This is a genomic window from Bradyrhizobium sp. ERR14 (assembly GCF_014198235.1).
Lineage (GTDB): Bacteria > Pseudomonadota > Alphaproteobacteria > Rhizobiales > Xanthobacteraceae > Bradyrhizobium.
This window is the reverse complement of the sequence record NZ_JACIHD010000013.1, coordinates 134,144-153,466: the sequence shown is the minus strand read 5'-3', so window position 1 is coordinate 153,466 and position 19,323 is coordinate 134,144. Positions and strand designations below refer to the sequence as shown.

17 protein-coding genes are annotated in these 19,323 nt (G+C 65.3%); 10 read left to right on the top strand and 7 right to left on the bottom strand.

Going from position 1 to position 19,323, the window contains the following annotated elements; genetic code table 11:
* The first annotated feature begins 199 nt into the window (after positions 1 to 199).
* Positions 200 to 433 carry a DUF3551 domain-containing protein gene (locus GGD62_RS28800; RefSeq protein WP_018317209.1) on the top strand — a complete coding sequence of 78 codons (234 nt, stop codon included), beginning with the start codon at positions 200 to 202 and terminating at the stop codon, positions 431 to 433.
* Positions 434 to 475: 42 nt separating this feature from the next.
* Here the strand turns inward: GGD62_RS28800 and GGD62_RS28795 are convergent, their stop codons facing one another.
* Both GGD62_RS28795 and GGD62_RS28790 read right to left on the bottom strand, forming a co-directional pair.
* Positions 476 to 994, bottom strand: a complete 519-nt coding sequence (locus tag GGD62_RS28795; RefSeq protein ID WP_183711523.1) for a hypothetical protein — start codon at positions 992 to 994, stop codon at positions 476 to 478.
* Positions 995 to 1,185: 191 nt separating this feature from the next.
* Entirely contained in the window at positions 1,186 to 2,733 is a 1,548-nt protein-coding gene (locus tag GGD62_RS28790) for an acetolactate synthase large subunit (protein WP_183711522.1), read from the bottom strand.
* A 267-nt stretch (positions 2,734 to 3,000) separates the two neighbouring features.
* Between GGD62_RS28790 and GGD62_RS28785 the strand changes: the two genes are divergently transcribed.
* A complete protein-coding gene (locus GGD62_RS28785; protein WP_018317212.1) occupies positions 3,001 to 3,579 on the top strand; it encodes a L,D-transpeptidase in 579 nt (192 codons plus the stop codon).
* Positions 3,580 to 3,783: 204 nt separating this feature from the next.
* On the top strand, positions 3,784 to 4,599 hold the full coding sequence (locus GGD62_RS28780; protein WP_018317213.1) for a DUF2927 domain-containing protein: 816 nt from the start codon (positions 3,784 to 3,786) through the stop codon (positions 4,597 to 4,599).
* 198 nt (positions 4,600 to 4,797) lie between these two features.
* Here GGD62_RS28780 and GGD62_RS28775 read toward each other — a convergent pair whose 3' ends face one another.
* Both GGD62_RS28775 and GGD62_RS28770 read right to left on the bottom strand, forming a co-directional pair.
* Entirely contained in the window at positions 4,798 to 5,604 is an 807-nt protein-coding gene (locus GGD62_RS28775; protein WP_092260762.1) for a class I SAM-dependent methyltransferase, read from the bottom strand.
* Positions 5,605 to 5,766: 162 nt separating this feature from the next.
* On the bottom strand, positions 5,767 to 6,891 hold the full coding sequence (locus GGD62_RS28770; RefSeq protein WP_183711521.1) for a threonine synthase: 1,125 nt from the start codon (positions 6,889 to 6,891) through the stop codon (positions 5,767 to 5,769).
* A gap of 260 nt (positions 6,892 to 7,151) precedes the next feature.
* Here GGD62_RS28770 and GGD62_RS28765 point away from each other — a divergent pair, with 260 nt between their 5' ends.
* The 4 genes from GGD62_RS28765 to upp all read left to right on the top strand — a co-directional run bounded on the left by GGD62_RS28765 (position 7,152) and on the right by upp (position 11,363).
* Positions 7,152 to 7,787 (top strand): VOC family protein, encoded by a 636-nt coding sequence (locus GGD62_RS28765; protein ID WP_018317215.1) that lies wholly within the window; start codon positions 7,152 to 7,154, stop codon positions 7,785 to 7,787.
* A 276-nt stretch (positions 7,788 to 8,063) separates the two neighbouring features.
* Positions 8,064 to 9,320: a GTP cyclohydrolase II gene (locus tag GGD62_RS28760; protein ID WP_018317216.1), complete on the top strand. Its 1,257-nt coding sequence runs from the start codon at positions 8,064 to 8,066 to the stop codon at positions 9,318 to 9,320.
* Between the two features lie 7 nt (positions 9,321 to 9,327).
* The gene (locus tag GGD62_RS28755; protein ID WP_183711520.1) at positions 9,328 to 10,566 is read left to right on the top strand and encodes a URC4/urg3 family protein; all 1,239 of its coding nucleotides are present in this window, start codon (positions 9,328 to 9,330) and stop codon (positions 10,564 to 10,566) included.
* A gap of 167 nt (positions 10,567 to 10,733) precedes the next feature.
* Complete coding sequence (gene upp / locus GGD62_RS28750) at positions 10,734 to 11,363, top strand: uracil phosphoribosyltransferase (protein WP_018317218.1); 630 nt, start codon at positions 10,734 to 10,736, stop codon at positions 11,361 to 11,363.
* A 69-nt stretch (positions 11,364 to 11,432) separates the two neighbouring features.
* Here upp and GGD62_RS28745 read toward each other — a convergent pair whose 3' ends face one another.
* Positions 11,433 to 12,545 carry a M48 family metallopeptidase gene (locus GGD62_RS28745; RefSeq protein WP_183711518.1) on the bottom strand — a complete coding sequence of 371 codons (1,113 nt, stop codon included), beginning with the start codon at positions 12,543 to 12,545 and terminating at the stop codon, positions 11,433 to 11,435.
* 3 nt (positions 12,546 to 12,548) lie between these two features.
* A complete protein-coding gene (locus tag GGD62_RS28740) occupies positions 12,549 to 13,694 on the bottom strand; it encodes a YjgN family protein (protein WP_026201813.1) in 1,146 nt (381 codons plus the stop codon).
* Between the two features lie 410 nt (positions 13,695 to 14,104).
* Here GGD62_RS28740 and GGD62_RS28735 point away from each other — a divergent pair, with 410 nt between their 5' ends.
* Both GGD62_RS28735 and GGD62_RS28730 read left to right on the top strand, forming a co-directional pair.
* Complete coding sequence (locus tag GGD62_RS28735; protein WP_183711516.1) at positions 14,105 to 15,370, top strand: cytochrome P450; 1,266 nt, start codon at positions 14,105 to 14,107, stop codon at positions 15,368 to 15,370.
* A gap of 175 nt (positions 15,371 to 15,545) precedes the next feature.
* The gene (locus tag GGD62_RS28730) at positions 15,546 to 16,820 is read left to right on the top strand and encodes a cytochrome P450 (protein WP_018317222.1); all 1,275 of its coding nucleotides are present in this window, start codon (positions 15,546 to 15,548) and stop codon (positions 16,818 to 16,820) included.
* A 279-nt stretch (positions 16,821 to 17,099) separates the two neighbouring features.
* Here GGD62_RS28730 and GGD62_RS28725 read toward each other — a convergent pair whose 3' ends face one another.
* Entirely contained in the window at positions 17,100 to 18,020 is a 921-nt protein-coding gene (locus GGD62_RS28725; RefSeq protein ID WP_183711514.1) for a LysR substrate-binding domain-containing protein, read from the bottom strand.
* A 125-nt stretch (positions 18,021 to 18,145) separates the two neighbouring features.
* Here GGD62_RS28725 and GGD62_RS28720 point away from each other — a divergent pair, with 125 nt between their 5' ends.
* Entirely contained in the window at positions 18,146 to 19,315 is a 1,170-nt protein-coding gene (locus GGD62_RS28720; protein WP_018317224.1) for an acyl-CoA dehydrogenase family protein, read from the top strand.
* Positions 19,316 to 19,323: the final 8 nt, after the last annotated feature.

Sequence of the window (19,323 nt, the reverse complement as noted above, 5' to 3'; positions counted from 1 at the left end):
GTGCAAGTTCGCTGAGGATAGGTCGGAACCCGTGTGCGAACTGTGGCCGAGATCACAGTGCAAGGCGCCGGCTGCGTCACGATGGTCCTCACTTCGAACGCATCCGGCGCCGGGGAGACCAACACAGCATGACCCCGCGTCAGACAAGCCACGGGAACGCCAAGGCTCGGCCGTTCCACCTACCATGAAGGAGATCGAAATGCGTCGCACCATCCTCACGCTTGCATCGTTCGCAACCTTGATCGCCGCATCGTTGTCGGCGGCCCCGGCCCAGGCCGGAAGCGACAGATACTGCCTGCAAGGCCGCAACTGGGGTTATCCCGGCAACTGCCAGTTCGCCAGCTACCAGCAATGTGCGGCGACGGCCTCCGGCACATCGGCCTATTGCGGCATCAACCCGCGCTACGCCTACTCGCAGCCCTACGCCTACTGACCCCGTTGCGGCGTGCGCGGCGATCGCGCACGCCGCACGTCTCTATGCGCGAGCTCCAAGGCCGATCTCCTCGAGCCGCGCCGCGAACCAGCGCGACAGCGGGTCGTCGACGGCGCCGCTGACATAGACCTCCGACGTCGTCACCTGGTCCTTGTCCAGCACCAGCAGCACGCCGATCCAGTAGGGAAACCAGACGTGGACATCGGTCAGCGCCCTCAGCTTGTGCTGGTCGTGCTCAAGCGGGGTGTGATTGCTCGCCTTGCGGATCTCCAAGCTGAGCAGATTGTTCGGGATCTCGCGCTGATGCACGACGACGTCAGGGTAGATCGACTTGCCGAGATGGTCGTCGGTCGAGATGATGGTGCCGTGCGGCAGATGCAGCGTGCGCTCGCCGAGCCGGTCGTAGTTGCAGTCGACCGACCAGCCGGAGAACTGCTTTTCCAGATGCACGGCGAAGCGGTGCGTGACCGCGCGTTCGCCGATGTCCTTCTCGAACAGGAAGCCTTCGTGGGCGTAGAAGTCCCGCAGCGCCGCGATTACCTTGTTCAGCTCGGTCTGCATCGTGCCTCCGGGCCCATCTCGCGCACCTGGTTCGGTGTCGTCCCGGCGAACGCCGGGACCCATACCGCGAGGTCTATCGAGTGTACACGGCGCACGTACCGAACTCCGAGTCTTCGCCAAACCTCTCCCTGGGGTTATGGGTCCCGGCGTTCGCCGGGACGACGTGGGGAGAGAGCTTGTTCAATCAACCCCTACATCTGAACTTCGATCAGCCGTGGCCCCGGCTCGGCGACGGCTTCGGCCAGCGCCTTGTTGAACTCGTCGGCATTGGTGACGGCACGGCCGGGCACGCCCATGCCCTTGGCCAGCGCCACGAAATCCAGCGTGGGCCGGTCGAGGCGGAGCATGTCGTTGGCGCGCTGGCCGGGCTCGCCGGCGCCGACATTGTCGAACTCGCCGCGCAGGATCTGGTAGATCCGGTTGGCGAACACGATGGTGACGATATCAAGGTTCTCGCGCGCCTGGGTCCACAGCGACTGGATCGTGTACATCGCGCTGCCGTCGCCGACCATGGTGATGACCTTGCGGGCCGGGCAGGCGATCGCAGCGCCGATCGAGAGCGGCGTCGAGAAGCCGATCGAGCCGCCCATGTTCTGCAGCCAGTCGTGCGGCGCGGCAGCGGCCGTCGGCGGGAAGAAGCCGCGGCCTGTGGTGAGGGATTCGTCGACCATGATCGCGTTCTCGGGGATCGCACAGGCGATCGCCTGCGCGATCGAGGCGAAGGTGAGCGCGCCGGTCGGCTTGATCAGCTCCTGCACGGCATGCGGCTTGACGTCCTTGGCGCTGGCCTTCACCGCACCCGCAAGCGCCTCGAGCGCTGCGACCGAGTTCTCGCCCCAGGAGGTCATGCGATGGACGTCGCAGCCCTCGGGCTTGAGCATGCTCGGCTTGTTCGGATAGGCGAAGAACGCCACGGGATCGTCAGACTCGACCAGCACGATGTGACGGAACTTGGCCAGCATCGGCAGCGCGTTCTCGATCACGTAATGGATGCGGTCGATCGAGTAGCGGCCGCGGCCGCGCGCCATCTTGGGGCGGAAGGTCGGGCCCATCACGGTGCAGCCGGTCTTGGAGGCGATGCGCTCGGCCAGCGCCAGGCCCTGCTCGCTCAGCGCGCTGCCGGTCATCAGCAGCAGCGTGCCCTCGCCGTCACCGTGCAGGATCTTCGCGGCCCGCTCGACCGCCTGCGGCGAATAGCTCGCGCGCTGCTGCTCGGCCGGAACCTCGGCGATGCCGTCGGCCTCGTTCCAGGCGGTGTCGGCGGGCAGGATCAGGGTCGCGATCTGACCCGGCGCGCTCTTGGCGGCGGCGATCGCGGCGGCGCCGTCGGCGGCCACCGATTTGGAGTTCGGCGAGGTCCGGACCCAGGACGACATCGGCCGGGCCAACCCCTCGATGTCGGAGGTCAGCGGCGCGTTGTAGTCGATGTGATAGACGGCATGCTGACCGACGATGTTGACGATGCCGGAATTGGCCTTCTTGGCGTTGTGCAGGTTGGCAAGACCGTTGGCGAGGCCGGGGCCGAGATGCAGCAGGGTCGAGGCCGGCGTACCCTTCATGCGATAGTAGCCGTCGGCCGCGCCCGTCACCACGCCCTCGAAGAGGCCGAGCACGCAGCGCATGCCGGGGACCCGGTCGAGCGCTGCGACAAAATGCATCTCGGAGGTTCCCGGGTTGGAGAAGCAAATGTCCACCCCGCCCTTGACCATCGTCCGCACCAGGCTTTCCGCACCGTTCATTCTTCTTGCTCCCGCAACCGCCGATTTCGAGTGAGGTATCCGACCAATCATTGTTCGCAGGCCCCGTCAAAGCAATAGGGGCCATCGCGGCCCTGCCCCGCGCGAGGATGCGCTGGCTTGGATAATGCTTTTCGTCAAATTGGCGCGGTTGCGGATCTGGTGACGTCAATCGTTAAGCATGGCATCCCTCACGGGGCCGTGGCTTGCGAAAAGCCCGCAAATATGGCCTGTGGCCCTTGTTGAATCGATTTTTTGCTGGGGGAAACAATGATCCGGTTTTTTGCCGCGCCGATTGCCGCCATCGCACTGCTGTCGGCCATGGCGGGCGGCGCGTTCGCCGAAGAGTTCGACTCGCGCGACATCATGGGCGGCGGACCGAACTTCTTCCGTTCCGGCGCCAATCCGATCCCCCGCACCACCGTCATGTATAACGGCAATTACGCCCCCGGCACGATCGTGGTGAACACGAGCGAGCGGCGGCTGTATCTGGTGCTGCAGAACGGCCAGGCGCTGCGCTACGGCATCGGCGTCGGCCGCGACGGCTTCCGCTGGGGCGGGGTCCACAGGATCACCGCCAAGAAGGAATGGCCGGACTGGACGCCGCCGTCGCAGATGCTGGCCCGCCGGCCGGACCTGCCGCGCCACATGAAGGGCGGCGTCGAGAATCCGCTCGGCGCGCGCGCGATGTATCTGGGCTCGACGCTCTACCGCATCCACGGCTCCAACGAGCCGGAGACGATCGGCCAGGCGGTCTCCTCGGGCTGCTTCCGCATGACCAATGACGACGTCAGCGATCTCTACGGCCGCGTCTCGGTCGGTACCACGGTGGTGGTGCTGAACAACTGACGCACGCTTCCGTAGGGTGGGCAAAGCCGGAGGCATGCCCACCACTGACTGCGGTTGCGGCGCGATGGTGGGCACGGCGCTTTCGCGCCTTTGCCCACCCTACGACACTGTAACTCTCTTGTTACAGACAATGCCGGGAACCCGCAGGCCGCGTGAATCTGCGGCCTTGTGCGCGCGACGTGAATACGGCAGCGTCGCACGACGATGAGCGCACTCAATCCGTCCTCGGCTGCCCTTCGCATCGCCCTGCTGGCGCTCGCCGCGCTCACATGCGCGCCCGATCCCGCGACCACCGCGGTGGCGGGCGAGTTGCCCGCGGTCTCCTCGCGCCAGCGCTCCGAGAAGAAGAATTTTACCGACGGAGAGATCGTCGAGGGCTTCCTGAAGACGGCGTTCGGCGCCGAATATCACCTCGCCGGCCGCGTCGACCGCATTCGCAAATTCGACGGGCCGGTGCGCGTGTACGCCGAGAGCGACCGCGCCGACCGCAAGACGCAGCTCGCCAAGGTCGTGGCCGACATCGCCCATCGCGTGCAGCATCTCGACATCGCCATGATCGCGACCGCCGAAGCGGCCAATGTGCGGGTGAAGCTGGTGCGCGACCGCGACCTCTTCCGCACCATCTCCAGCTTCTACGGCGCCGAGAAGGCGCGCGAGATCCGCACCTCGCTCGACCCGCAATGCCTGTCCGGCTTCCGCAAGAACGACAATTTCGAGATCGAGCATTCCGACGTCATCCTCACCGTCGACAACGGCGACTTCGTCTTTCTCGACTGCGCCTATGAGGAGCTGCTGCAATCGCTCGGGCCCATCAACGACACCGCGAGCGTGCCGTGGACGATGTTCAACGACAACGTCTCGATGGGCTATTTCGACGTCTACGACCAGTACATCCTCAATCTGCTGTACGATCCCCGCATCAAGCCCGGCATGACCGTGGCCGAGGTCAAGGCGGTGCTGCCCGCCGTGCTCGCCGACGTGCGCGGCTGGGTCAAGCAGGTGAATGATCTGAAGGAGTGAAGGCGCTTGCTCGCTGCACCCTCTCCCCCTGTGGGAGAGGGTGGCTCGCCGCATAGCGGCGAGACGGGTGAGGGTCTCTCTCCGCAAGTTCAATTTCATTGAGTGGAGAGAGACTCCTCATCCGGCGCTTCGCGCCACCTTCTCCCACAAGGGGAGAAGGAAAAGCACGTGCAATCGCGGCGGCTTATCGCTTCAGCCTCACACCTTGCTTGCCTTCGACATCAGGAACTGCTGGCGCATCACATTGTGGCCGGGGTCGAAATATTCCGAGATCAGCGCCTCGAATTCGGCTCGGAAGCTCTTGAGCTTGTCCGGCTCGTCCTTGTACTGGGCGACGAGCTTGATCAAAGGCCCGATCGTCGTTTCCATGGTGCGGCGGAAATGCTGCGGGCTGAGGGCGGACGGTGTCATCATGTCCATCTCGAAGGAGAGGTCCTTCGCTTTCCCCGCGAGACGCTCGGCGACGATCTTCGGATCGCCCCACAACACCGGCGATGCCACGCCCTCGGGCGGCGGCAGATGGCGGCCGATCAGCGCGAACATCCGCCCGACATACAGATGCGGCGGCCAGGTGGAGAAGGCGATGGTACCGCCGGGCTTCAGCACGCGCAGCATCTCGCCGATCGCGACGTCCGGGCGCGGCGCGAACATGTGGCCGAACTGGCTGAGCACCACGTCGAACTCGTTGTCGCCATAGGGCAGGCTTTCGGCGTCGCCGTCCTTGAAGTCGACATCGAGGTTCATCAATTGCGCATGCTCGCGGGCGCGTTCGATCAGGACCGGCGACAGATCGAGACCCCTGACCTTCGCACCGCGGCGCGCCGCCGTGATCGCGACAACGCCGGTGCCGCATCCGACGTCAAGCAGCCTTTGGCCGGCGGCAACGCCGGCAAAACCGACGAGCTTGGCGGCGGTCGGTGTCGTGAAAACTTCCATCGGCGTGAACAGCGACCAGGCTTCCTTCTGGACTGCCTTGAAACCTGCAAACGGATCCTGCGCGGTCATGGAACTCTCCCCTTTGCGCGAGCTGGATCTTCATGAGGCTGGCGACGGGCGCCGAAGGTTCAACGCGGCCGCATGGCTCCGCGGCAACGCGGATGCCCGGGCCTTCTGCAACGCCCTCGTCCCGCGGCGGCCGCGCCGCAACACGGCCCAACAGATCGGACCCTACTGGACGAGATCGGCGACGGTGGTTGCGGCCTTCAGGCCGGTGCCGGTGAGGACGGCGACCGTGGTGTCGGTCGCCTTGATGGCGCCGGTGGCCGAGAGTTTGTCCAGCGCCGCAGCCGCGCTGGCGCTGGTCGGCTCGGCGAACAGGCCCTGCCGTGCCAGTCGCCGCAGGGCGGCGACGATCTCGTCCTCGGTGAGCGCGACGGTGCCGCCGCCGCTCTCGCGCAAGGCCGCGATGATCTCGCGCAGGCGCAGCGGGTGCTTGATGGCGGTGCCTTCGGCGATGGTCTTGTTGACCTCGCGCGCGACAGGCCTATCGACGCCGGCCTGAAAGCTCGCATCGATCGGCGAACAGTTGAGTGGCTGCGCCGCGAACAGCCGCGGCAACCTCGCGATCTGGCCGGCCCTCAACAGCTCGCGGAAGCCGAAGGCGCAGCCGAGAAGAGAGCTGCCGGCGCCAACGGGGACGATGATGTTATCGGGGGCGCGGAAGCCGAGATCTTCCCAGATTTCATAGGCGAGCGACTTGGTGCCTTCGAGGAAGAACGGCTGCCAATTGTGGCTGGCATAGAAGGTCTGTTGCGACTGGCGGATCGCCTCGGCCTCTGACTCCTCGCGCGGGCCCTCGACGAGCTGCACCTCGGCGCCGTAAGCGCGCACCTGCGCGATCTTCGCCGGCGAGGTCGAGGCCGGCGCCAAAATCTTCACGCGCATGGCGCCGGCGGCCCCCAGCCCCGCCATCGACGAGCCGCCATTGCCGGAAGAGTCTTCGAGAATGGCGTCGACGCCGATCTGGCGCAGGAAGGACAGCATCACGGCCGAGCCGCGGTCCTTGAAGCTGCCGGTCGGGTTGAACCATTCGAGCTTGAACAACGGCCGCAGATCGCCCCAGCCCTGCTGCACCAGCGGCGTGCAGCCTTCGCCGAGCGTGATCGGAGTCTTGATCTCGACCGGCAGCGCCGCGCGGTAGCGCCAGAGCGAGCGCGTGCGGCCGTCGATGTCCTCACGCGAGATCCCCGCCCCCGGCGTCACCAGAAGCGGCGTGCGCTCGTCCGAGCACCAGCGCGGCTGGTCGAGCGCATAGAGCTTTCCGTTGCGGGGGTCGATGTAGCGGGCGGGCATGGGGGTCTCCGGGGCGGTCAACCGATCCAGTCGATATGTCTGAATATATGGGCTTTATCCAGTCACGCGTTTGCAAGGGTGTGGACGCAGCCCGATTTGTGCACGATACGCCGTCTCCTTGCAGGGAGCGCGGACAGGCGATGGCAGTTCGATGGACCAAAGGTTACAGTCAGCGCGAGCTCGACCGTGCGCAGATTCAACCTCGTCGCACGATATGGCCATAGCCTGGAAGAGCTCGAGAAGAAATCGGATCGCTAGCCATGCTTCGTCTTGACCACATCACCGTCGCCGCGAACGACCTTGCCGAGGGCGTCGCTTATGTCGAGACCGCGCTCGGCATTGCGCCGCCGGCCGGCGGCGCGCATCCGCTGATGGGCACGCATAATCATCTGCTGCGACTGAGCGAGACAGCGTTCCTCGAAGTCATCGCGCCGAACCCGTCGGCTCCCGCGCCCACCCGGCCGCGCTGGTTCGCGCTGGACGATGCACGGACGCGCGCGGCGCTCGCGGTTTCGCCGCGGCTCATGACCTGGGTCGTGAGCACGTCCGACATCACGTCCGCGCTCGCGACGATCCCGCATGTCGCAAAACCCGCCATCACGGTGACGCGCGGCCATCTCGAATGGCTGATCTCCGTCCCGCCCGACGGCTCGATGCCGTTCGACGGCGCGTTTCCGACCGTGATCGAGTGGCCGGCCGGACCGCATCCAGCGTCGCGCATGGCCGATCTCGGCTGCTCCCTGGTGGAATTCGAGATACGGCACCCCGAGGCGGACACGATCGCCGCGTCGCTGGCGGGCTTTCTGGACGATCCGCGCATCCGCTTCAGTCACGATTCCGCGCCCTCGTTTCGCGCGGTGATCCGGACGCCGGGAGGCGACCGGCAGCTGGTCTAGCCGGCCTCGCCGGCCGGTGGCCCCTTCAAAAACACAAATAACTACATAGATATAGCCTGTATACCGGTGCCGTGCGCCATTCAGCTGGGCATGGCAATGGCTGGTGACCGGCATCGGCAGCGGAGGCCCTGCGCGCGCAGCACGATTAACTTGTCTGTCGCGTCTTGCCGCTACAATATGTTGGATTGAGCTTGCGTCGCCGATGTTCCGCGTCGGCAACGCGACCGAGCCAGGCCCGTCCGAGCGGCGGGCCGTTGGCTTTTTGGGAGTTTGGTCATGAGCCGCGCGAACCGTACCGACCACATCCGCCTGACTTCGCATCCGGAGCCGGGCCGGAAGTCCGCCTTCCCGATCCACTGGGGCGCCGCTGACGCGCGCGCCCGCGGACCGATCATCGGCACGGTCTCGCGCGCCGGGGATCGCAACGTGATCGGCAGCCATGGCGGGTCCTACGCGATGTACCGTGCGCTCGCGGTGTCCGCAGGCGCGCTCGATCCGATTCGCAGGCCCGACCTCACCAATACGTTTCCGGCGGCGACCATCGGACCGTTCGAGCAATGGCGCGATCCCGCCAAGATCGTCGCGCTCGATCCCTGGGGGCATCTGGTCGCGGAGAATTTCGGTAAGGAGATCGCAGAAGGCTCCGACATCCGCCCGAGCATCGCCGTGACGCGAGCGCGGCTCGACCTGCCGGAGATCCGCGAGGCGCTGGCCGCAAAACGGCTACGCGCCGACGGCGAGGTCGTGCATGCCAATGGCAGCGTCTCCGTCGTGAAAATCGCGATCGATCCGGTCTGGTACCTGCCGGGGCTTGCGGCGCGCTTCGGCACCGCCGAGACCGAGCTGCGGCGCACGCTGTTCGAGCAGACCGCCGGCATGTTCCCCGAGCTGGTGACGCGGCCGGACATGAAGGTGTTTTTGCCGCCGATCGGCGGTACCACCGTCTACATGTTCGGCGATGTGACGAAACTGCCGGACCATCGCACCAAGATCACCTGCCGCGTGCATGACGAGTGCAACGGGTCCGATGTGTTCGGCTCCGACATCTGCACCTGCCGTCCGTATCTCATCCACGGCATCGAGGAATCCGCGCGCGGCGCGCAGGAAGGCGGGCTCGGGCTCGTCGTCTACAATCGCAAGGAAGGCCGCGCGCTCGGCGAGGTCACCAAATTCCTGGTCTACAACGCGCGCAAGCGCCAGGAGGACGGCGATGCGGCCGCCGCCTATTTCGAGCGCACCGAATGCGTCGCCGGCGTGCAGGATGCCCGCTTCCAGCAATTGATGCCGGATACGATCCACTGGCTCGGCCTGAAGCGCATCGACCGCTTCCTGTCGATGAGCGACATGAAATACGACGCGCTGACCTCGCAGGGCATCGACATCGTCGAGCGCGTGCCGATCCCGCCGGAGCTGATTCCCGCCGACGCCTATGTCGAGATCGCCGCGAAGAAAGCCGCCGGCTATTACTCGACCGACATCGCGCCCGAGAAGGACGTGGACGGCGTGGTCGGGCGTTCGCTGGAAAAATACTGATCGCGCGATGCCGGAGGCTTTGGAATTGCAAGCACGCTCGCTGCTCACCGCAGATGCGGTGCGCGCGCGGGCCGCGCAGATGCTGGAGATCGGCCTTGCCGGCGGCCTCCGCCACTTCACGATCGATCTCGACCGGATGGATGGTGTCGCGGAGGCCGTGCTCGCGGTGACCCGCAAAGCCTATCCGGCGCTGGACATTCCATTCCATGCGCGCTGGCGGCATTTTGTGCTTGGCGGCGTCGACCGCTGGGCGAAGCTTGCCGACGCTGCTTCGTGGCCGGACCGCGCCGCGCGGGCGCGCGCGGAGTTCGACCTCGCCATCGTCAGCGTGCTGCTCGATGCCGGCGCGGGCGCCGCCTGGCGCTACCGCGATGCCATGAGCGGCGAAAGCATCGGCCGGTCCGAGGGGCTCGCGATCGCCAGCCTCGACATGTTTGCGAGCGGTCTTTTTTCGCGCGACGCCGGCTCGCCATTCAGGGCCGATGCGAACGTGCTCGCGCAGCTGCCGCTCGCCGCACTCACCTCCGCTTTTCAGGTCAGCGACACCAATGCGCTGCTCGGGCTCGAGGGGCGCACGGATCTGTTGCGGCGTCTGGGCAAGCTGGTCGCGGAGCGCGCCGAGATTTTCGGCCTGCAAGATACACCGCGGCCGGGCGGGCTTTTTGATCACATCGCGGCACAGGCGAAGGGCGGCGCCATTGCCGCGCCTGCGATCCTGTCGGCGGTGCTGAACCAGCTCGGACCGATCTGGCCGTCGCGGCTGGAGCTTGCAAAGATTCCGCTCGGCGATTGCTGGCGCCATCCGGCGCTTGGGGCGGATGATGCGACCGCGGGCCTCGTGCCGCTGCACAAGCTGTCGCAATGGCTGAGCTATTCGCTGATCGAACCGCTGCAGCGCGCTGGCCTCGACGTCACCGACATCGACGGCCTGACGGGGCTCGCGGAATATCGCAACGGCGGACTGTTCGTCGATTACGAGGTGCTGCGCCTGCGCGATGCCGCCGATGGCGAGCGCGCGCATGCGGTGGACTCGCTGCTTGTCGTGGAATGGCGTGCGCTGACGGTCGCGCTGCTGGACCGGCTTGCCGAACGGGTTCGCGCCAAGCTCGGCCGCACGCCCGAGACATTACCGCTCGCCAGCATTCTGGAAGGCGGCACCTGGGCCGCCGGCCGCGCCATTGCCTTTGCGCGCCGTCCTGATGGTTCACCGCCGCTCAAGGTGATCAGCGACGGCACGGTTTTCTAAACCCTCTCCCCTTACGGGAGAGGGTGGCTTCGCAAAAGCGAAGCCGGGTGAGGGGTCTCTCTCCGCGGGGGTCTCTCAATTGGAATACGCGGAAAGATACCCCTCATCCGGCGCTTCGCGCCACCTTCTCCCACAAGGGGAGAAGGGAAGAAGAAGAGCATCCCATCATGGAAGGCGTCACGATCGTCGATCATCCGCTGGTGCAGCACAAGCTGACGCTGGTGCGGGACAAATCGATCTCCACAAAGTCATTCCGCGAGCTGATCAAGGAGATCGGCATGCTGCTTTGCTACGAGGTGACGCGCGATTTGCCGCTCGCGGATACCGTGATCGAGACGCCGCTGGCGACGATGCACTCGGCCAAGATCGCCGGCAAGAAGCTGGTGTTCGTGCCGATGCTGCGCGCCGGCACCACCTTCGTCGACGGCATGATGGACCTGGTGCCGACTGCGCGCGTCGCCCATATCGGGCTCTACCGCGAGCCGCACAGCTTTGCGGCGGTGGAGTATTTCTTCAAATCGCCGTCCGACCTCGGCGAGCGCCTGGCAATCGTGGTGACCCCGGTGGTCGCCACCGCCAACACGGCCGTCGCCGCCATCGACCGGCTGAAGGAGCGCGGCGCCAGGGACATTCGCCTCGCCTGCCTGATCGCAGCGCCCGAAGGGCTCGAACGGCTGCGCGGCTTGCATCCGGACGTGCCGATCTGGACCGCGGCGGTGGACGAAGGTCTCGACGAGAACGGGTTCATCCTGCCGGGCCTCGGCGATGCCGGCGACCGCGCCTACGGGACGCGGTAGGCGCGCTCTAATGCACCTCTCCCGCAAGCGGGAGAGGGAGCGCACCTCCGCCGTTGCAGCGATCAACCTTCAGATCTTCCCGCTGCCGCAAATTCCCTTCAGCGACTGCCATTCCTTGTCCGTCAGCAGCGGCGGGCCGCTAGCCGGGCGATCTTCCCTGGTCATGCGGGCGAGGCGGTCCTCGGTCAGCGGGTGGCTGGCGAGGATCGACGTGAGCGTGGAGCCGCCTTCCTTGCCGGTGATGCGGTACATCAGCTCAAAAGCGGGCTTCGGCGAGCGGCCGAGCTTGTGCATGATCTCGATCGCGAACGTATCGGCAGCAGTCTCGGCCTCGCGCGAATAGGAGGCTTCGACGACGGTGCGCGAGGCAAAGATCACGGCGGATGAGCCGGTGACGTCGCCGAACAACAGGCCGATCAGGAATGAGGTGCCGCCGTTGTAGATCAGCCCGCGCATGTTGTCGTAATGCTTGAGATGGCCGAGCTCGTGCGCGAGGATGCCGGCGAGCTCGTCGGGGTTCTGCGCCTTGTCGAGCAGGCCCCTCAGCACGTAGACCTTGCCGCCGGGCAGCGCGAACGCGTTCGGCACCGCGGTTGGCAGCACGCCCGCTGTCATGGAATCGTCATCGAGGCTGGCGGCATCGCGCAGGCGGTTGACCAGCTTTGTGAACGCGGCCTTGCCCGCGGGGTCTTCGCACACGCTGCGGCCGAAGATGGTCTTCACCTGGACTTCGGAGGCATCGCCGATGCGCCGCTCGATCGGTTTCGGCACCAGCGGTGCGAGGCGGTCGGCGGCGAGCGGCACGCCGAATAGCACGACGCAGACGATGGAGACGGTGGCGGCCACCGACCAGCCGACGATCTTTGCGACGCCGCGGCGCGAGGTTCGGTGCTCGTCGAGATGGGTGCAGCGGACGGTCACGTCCGCCGCGAGTACAGCGTCGCGGATTTCCAGCCGCGCTAGCGGCGGCGCGGCGATGCAGGCAAGACGCAGGATTCCCGGCGGACTGTCGGCGCGGCGAATGTCGGCATAGGACCAGCGAACCGGCGTTCCGCCCTCCTCGAGGATCTCGAGCGCATCAGCGAACGTCAGCGTCACCTGCCGCCGGCGGCTCGACGTGCCGTCGAAGAAGATGGTCGGCTTGGCGGCCTGCGCCGGCGCCTCGGCAAATACGTCACTCACAGCTCAGAATCCCGCGACATCGAGCCCGTCAGCAAAACCTTCGCCGAGCGCACTGGCAAGTACGCCGCGCCCCTGCACATCCGACGCCGCGCCGATGTCGTGCACCTTGACCGTCTCCAGCACCTTGGCCCAGAGATCACGCTGAAGATAGACCCGCATGACGATGTTGATCGCAAGCGCCAGCGCGAGATAGCCTGCTACCATCATCACCACCATCGGGATGCTCCTGGCGGCATTGTCGGAGCCGAACACCTGATCGGCCGGAACGCCGCTCAGCTGGACGACCAGCAAGGCGGAGCCGCCGAGATAGGCGGAGAATACCATCGAGAGCAGCGTCCACCAGCCGATCACCTTCCAGTACAGGCCGTAGAAGGCATCGTGCGGCAGGTCCGAGGACAGGCTGACGCCGCCGATGCGGATGCCGTCGAGCCACCAGCGCCATTCGCGCGCCTTGAACTCCGCATAGAAGAACGGCGCGAGCGGGAAGATCACCAACGCGATCGGGCTGAGCAGCCACAGCCACCAGCCACGCTTGAAGAAGGTCCAGCCGTTGCCCTCGAAATCGCCGCGAAGATCGCCGTAATGGGTGTGCTGCATCTTGTAGCGTTCGAGCGCGGCCTCGCGCCAGGGCAGCGCCAGGCCGAGCGTCAGGAATACGAGCAAGCCCCACGCCATGGCGCGGAACGAATAGGCCCAGCCCGAGCCGTCCATCCAGAATCGGACGCCGCGCCAAACGGTGCGCGTCAACCGGTAACGTCGCGCGCGAAAAATCGCGAACTGGCCGAAGGCGTAGAAGCCGATGAACAGCGGCGTCGAGGCAAAACCCTGCCAGCGCTCGAACTCGATGCCGATCAGGAAGTAGGCGAGATAGATCGGCACCAGAATCGCGAGCGCGAACAGGAAGCCGACCAGGAGCTCCTTGGCCCGCCCGGTATATTCGGCGGCATCGCCGTCGATCGCGGTGTTCGCCCACAGATGACGACGGATGTCGGTGACGAGCCAGAACCGGTAGAAGCCGAAGGTGACGAGCTCCAGCATGGCCCCCTTGGTGACCATTTTCCGGAACTCGGAGCGGTCACCGCTGAAATCGACCCGCGTGGGCGGCAGCGGCGGCGGTAAGGGCTCGGAGCCGATGGGGGTCCATTGCATGTCGTTCACGGCGGCAACCTCGGGATGCGGTCTTGATCGGGTCAAACTATAGATCAGAGCTTGGTCGGTCCCCAAGATGGCGGGGTTCGATTTACCTTGATTCCAGTCGGTTTCTGGCACGATTTCACGACAAATGGTGTGCGGCGGGTCACGTTGATCGAGATCCCGTCAGCGCAATCCGGGATCGTGCCCCAAGTGACGCCGGCCCCGGATTACGCGGAGCCTGTCATCGGGCGGCGCTTTGCGCCGACCCGTTGGCTCCATCCGGGCTACGCGCCCGGCCACGCCCAAAGGTTGGATGTGACAAAACTCTCCCTTGCTCCGGCGCAGACAACCGGCTGTAATTGCAAACCAAATACCGCAGCGCAGAATTCAACGAGAACGCGCGGTTCATGCCAGGGAGAGCGGTCATGCATGGGACCATGGAGAGCGCGGCAAAGCTCGACGCATTGCGCGAGCGCGCCAACTCACTGCCGCTGGAGCAGTACGATCCGGGCGACCCGGAATTGTTCAGGACCGATACGTTCTGGCCGTATTTCGATCGGCTGCGCCGGGAAGATCCCGTGCACTATTGCAAGGACTCGATGTTCGGGCCGTACTGGTCGGTGACGCGCTACAACGACATCATGGAGATCGAGACCAACCATTCGGTGTTCTCCTCGGCCTCCGCGCTCGGCGGCATCACCATCCGCGACATAGATCCGGACCTGCGCCGCGAGAGCTTCATCTCGATGGATCCGCCGCGCCATGCGGCGCAGCGCAAGACCGTGGCGCCGATGTTCACGCCGACGCATCTGGACAATCTCGCCCTCAACATCCGCAAGCGCTCGGCCGAGTGCCTGGACAACCTGCCCCGCGGCGAGGTGTTCGACTGGGTCGACCGCGTCTCGATCGAGCTCACCACGCAGATGCTCGCGGTGCTGTTCGACTTTCCCTGGGAGGACCGCCGCAAGCTGACGCGCTGGTCCGACATCGCCACCACCATCCCCGGCCCCGACGGCCTTGTCGCCACCGAAGACGAGCGTCAGGCCGAGCTGACCGAATGCGCCGGCTATTTCGCGCGGCTGTGGAAGGAGCGCATCGCGCAGCCGCCGAAGAGCGATCTGTTGTCGATGATGGCGCATGGCGCCGCGACGCGCGACATGGACGCCAAGAACTTCCTCGGCAATCTCGTGCTTTTGATCGTCGGCGGCAACGACACCACGCGCAACACCATGTCGGGCTCGCTGCTCGCGCTGAGCCAGCATCCGGAACAGTATCGCAAGCTGCGCGAGAACCCCGCATTGCTCGACAGTTTCGTCCCCGAAGTGATCCGCTGGCAGACGCCGCTGGCGCATATGCGGCGCACCGCGCTCGCCGACTTCGAGTTCCGCGGCAAAGAGATCAAGAAAGGTGACAAGGTCGTGATGTGGTACGTCTCGGGTAACCGCGACGAGGAGGCGATTGAGAAGCCCTACGACTTCATCATTGACCGCGCCCTCCCGCGCACGCATCTGTCCTTCGGCTTCGGCATTCACCGCTGCGTCGGCCTCAGGCTCGCCGAACTCCAGCTCAAGATTATTTGGGAAGAAATTCTCAGGCGGTTCGACCATATTGATGTGGTCGGCGAACCCAAGCGGGTCTATTCGAGTTTCGTGAAGGGTCTGGAAGAGCTGCCGGTGAAGATCGCGGCGTGAGTTGCGAACTATGCCACGACAATGCTGCGCCCCCTCTCCCGCTTGCGGGAGAGGGTTGGGGAGAGGGCATCTCCGCAACGGGACAATCCCCTAGAGGAGAAAACCCTCACCCGCCGCTACGCGCCGACCTCTCCCGCAAGCGGGAGAGGTCCGACAACCAATTGGAGCCACGACGATGAACATCCAAGCGCCGGTTAAAGTGGACAAGGCCGAACGCATGCGCAGGGCCCGCGAGGAGGCCTATGCGACGCCGTTGTCCCAATTCCACCCCGGCGCGCCCCGGCTGTTCCAGGACGACACGCTGTGGCCGTGGTTCGAGCGGCTGCGCAAGGAAGAGCCGGTGCATTACTGCACCAACGCGCCGATCGAACCGTACTGGTCGGTGGTGAAGTACAACGACATCATGCATGTCGACACCAATCACGGCATCTTCTCCTCGGACTCTACGCTCGGCGGCATCTCGATCCGCGACGTGCCGGAAGGCTACGACTATCCGAGCTTCATCGCGATGGACCAGCCCAGGCATTCGTCGCAGCGCAAGACGGTGTCGCCGATGTTCACGCCGACACATCTGGACGAGCTGGCAAAGCTGATCCGCCAGCGCTCGCAGACGGTGCTCGACAATCTGCCGCGCAACGAGACCTTCAATTTCGTCGAGCGCGTCTCGATCGAGCTGACGACGCAGATGCTGGCGACCCTGTTCGACTTCCCCTGGGAGGAGCGGCGCAAGCTGACGCGCTGGTCGGATGTTTCGACCGCGCTGCCCAAGAGCGGCATCGTCGCCTCCGCCGAGGAACGCCGCCGCGAGATGGACGAGTGCTACGCCTACATGTCCAAGCTGTGGAACGAGCGCGTCAACTCGGCGCCGCGCAACGATCTGCTGTCGCTGATGGCCCACAACGACGCCACGCGGCACATGGACCCCGACAACCTCATGGGCAATATCATCCTGCTCATCGTCGGCGGCAACGATACCACGCGCAACACCATGACCGGCTCGGTGCTGGCGCTGAACGAGAACCCGGAGCAATACGACAGGCTACGCGCCAATCCGGAGCTGATCGACTCCATGGTGCCCGAAGTGATCCGCTGGCAGACGCCGCTGGCGCATATGCGCCGCACCGCGTTGCAAGACACCGAGGTCGGCGGCAAGCACATCAGGAAGGGCGACCGCGTCGTGATGTGGTACGTCTCCGGCAACCGCGACGAGGAAATGTTCGACAAGCCGAACGATTTCATCATCGACCGCCCGCGCCCGCGCACCCATCTCTCCTTCGGCTTCGGCATCCACCGCTGCGTCGGCATGCGCCTCGCCGAGCTGCAGCTGCGCATCGTCTGGGAAGAGATGCTGAAGCGCTTCGACCGCATCGAGGTGGTCGGCGAGCCGAAGCGGATCTATTCGAGCTTCATCAAGGGGTACGAGACGCTGCCGGTCAGGATTCCGGGGTAGGCTGCTAATCGACTGCCCTGGGGCAATCGATCTCCTCAATCTCCACTGTCATGCCCCGCGAAGGCGGGGCATCCAGTACGCCGCGGCTTCTCGATTCTAGCCGCGCGGCCTCTGGAATACTGGATTGCCCGCCTTCGCGGGCAATGACACCGAGTGTGAATAAAGAGCGCGCTCCGAACGCCCCTAGAGCTCGCACCGCAGCTATAAAATTTCGGCATGACAGCTCGCGCCAGATGCGAAGGCAAGGCGGCGCCTGACTGTTCTACGACGTCAGCGCATCTAACTCAATTTGATGTCCCAGACGCCTTCCTTGCGGCAGGCCGCGACTTCCTCGCGCAGCAGCGCCGTGACGGCGAGCGAGGCCGTCGAGACCGGGCGGTCGATCGGAGAAGCGAAAATGAGCTCGCGTGTCATCGGCTTGGATACCGGCGCGGTTTCCAGCCGCCCGTCCGCGACCTCGCCGTGGACCGACGACGGCGGCAGCAGCGCGAAGCCGAGGCCCTCCTCGACCAGGCTGGTCAGCACGCGAAACGAATCCGCCTCGAGCTGGACGTCGAGCTTGATCTTGCGCTGGGCGGCCGCGTGCTCGATCAGCGCGCGGAGGCCGTGGGAATGACTGGGCAGCACCAAACGTTGCCGGAGCAGCCAGCCGATGTCGACGCTCTTCTTGCGCGCGAGGCCGCAGCCGCGCGGGCCCACCGCCACGATGTTGTCGCGCCCCAGGCTCTCGACGTTGAGATGCAGATCGGCGGAGCGGCCGTAGAGGATGGCGAGATCCATCTCGCCGCGATGCAGCCATTCGACGAGATGGCCGCTGTAGCTCTCGACGATGCGCAGCGAGATGCCGGGGAATTTTTCGACGCAGCGCCGCGCAAAGCGTGCCGACAGCACGCAGCTCACGGTTGGAACGAGGCCAAGCACGACCTGGCCCGACGGCGGCCCCTTGGACGACTGGATGTCGTCGCGGATCTGGTCGATCTGCCGCACGATGCCGGAGGTGCGCGCCAGCAGCAGCCGGCCGGCTTCGGTCAACACCATGCCGCGGCCGTTGCGGGTGAAGAGTTCAGTTCGCAGCTCATGTTCCAGCAGCTTGATCTGCCGGGAGAGCGCCGGCTGCGCCACGCGCAGCGTGTCGGAGGCCTTGGAGAGGCTGCCGAGCTCCGCCACGCAACTGAAGGTCCTGAGCTGCCGGAAATCCATGCTTGCCAATCCTGGAAGGCTACTCCATACGCTATAACAAATGAGCATAGGAGGCTGGCGTTGTTTTCACAACGCCTGAGGATCGGCCGGCGTTATCTTAACTGCCGCTAAGAACTGGAAACGCCATGAGTGAAGAACACCACACCGAAGACTACGCCGACATCCGTGAAGCCGTCGCCAAGCTCTGCGCCCAGTTCCCCGGCGAATATTGGCGCAAGCTCGATCGCGAGATGGCCTATCCCAAGGCCTTCGTCGACGCGCTGACAGCGGCCGGTTATCTCTCGGTGCTGATCCCCGAGGAATATGGCGGCGCGGGGCTGAAGCTGTCCGCTGCGGCCGCGATCCTCGAAGAGATCCAGCGCGCGGGCTGCAACGGCGGCGGCTGCCACGCCCAGATGTACACGATGGGCACCGTGCTGCGGCACGGCAATGCGGAGCAGAAGGCGAAATATTTGCCGAAGATCGCCAGCGGCGAATTGCGCCTGCAGGCCTTCGGCGTCACCGAGCCGACCAGCGGCACCGACACCTCCTCGCTGAAAACCTTCGCGCGCAAGGACGGCAACGACAGCTACATCGTCAACGGCCAGAAGATCTGGACCAGCCGCGCCGAGCATTCCGACCTGATGGTTCTGCTGGCGCGGACCACGCCGAAGGAGCAGGCCAAGAAGCGCACCGACGGACTGTCGGTGTTCATCGTCGACATGCGCGAGGCCAAGAACAACGGCCTCGAGATCCGTCCGATCCGCACCATGATGAACCATGCCACCACCGAAGTGTTCTTTACCGACATGAAGGTGCCGGCGGAGAATCTGATCGGCGAGGAAGGCAAGGGGTTTCGCTACATCCTCTCCGGCATGAATGCCGAGCGCATTTTGATTGCGGCGGAATGCGTGGGTGACGCCAAATGGTTCATCGCCAAGGCCACCAACTACGCCAAGGAGCGCAGCGTGTTCGGCCGGCCGATCGGCCAGAACCAGGGCATCCAGTTCCCGATCGCCAAGGCCTATGCCTCGATGCGCGCGGCCGAACTGATGGTGAAGGAAGCCACTCGCAAATACGAGGCCGGGCTCGACTGCGGCGCGGAAGCCAACATGGCCAAGATGCTGGCGGCCGATGCGTCCTGGGAAGCGGCCAACGCCTGCATCCAGACCCACGGCGGCTTTGGCTTTGCCGAGGAATACGACGTCGAGCGCAAATTCCGCGAGACGCGGCTCTATCAGGTGGCGCCGATCTCGACCAACCTCGTGCTGTCCTTCGTCGCCGAGCATGTACTCGGCATGCCGCGCTCGTACTGAGGCCACCA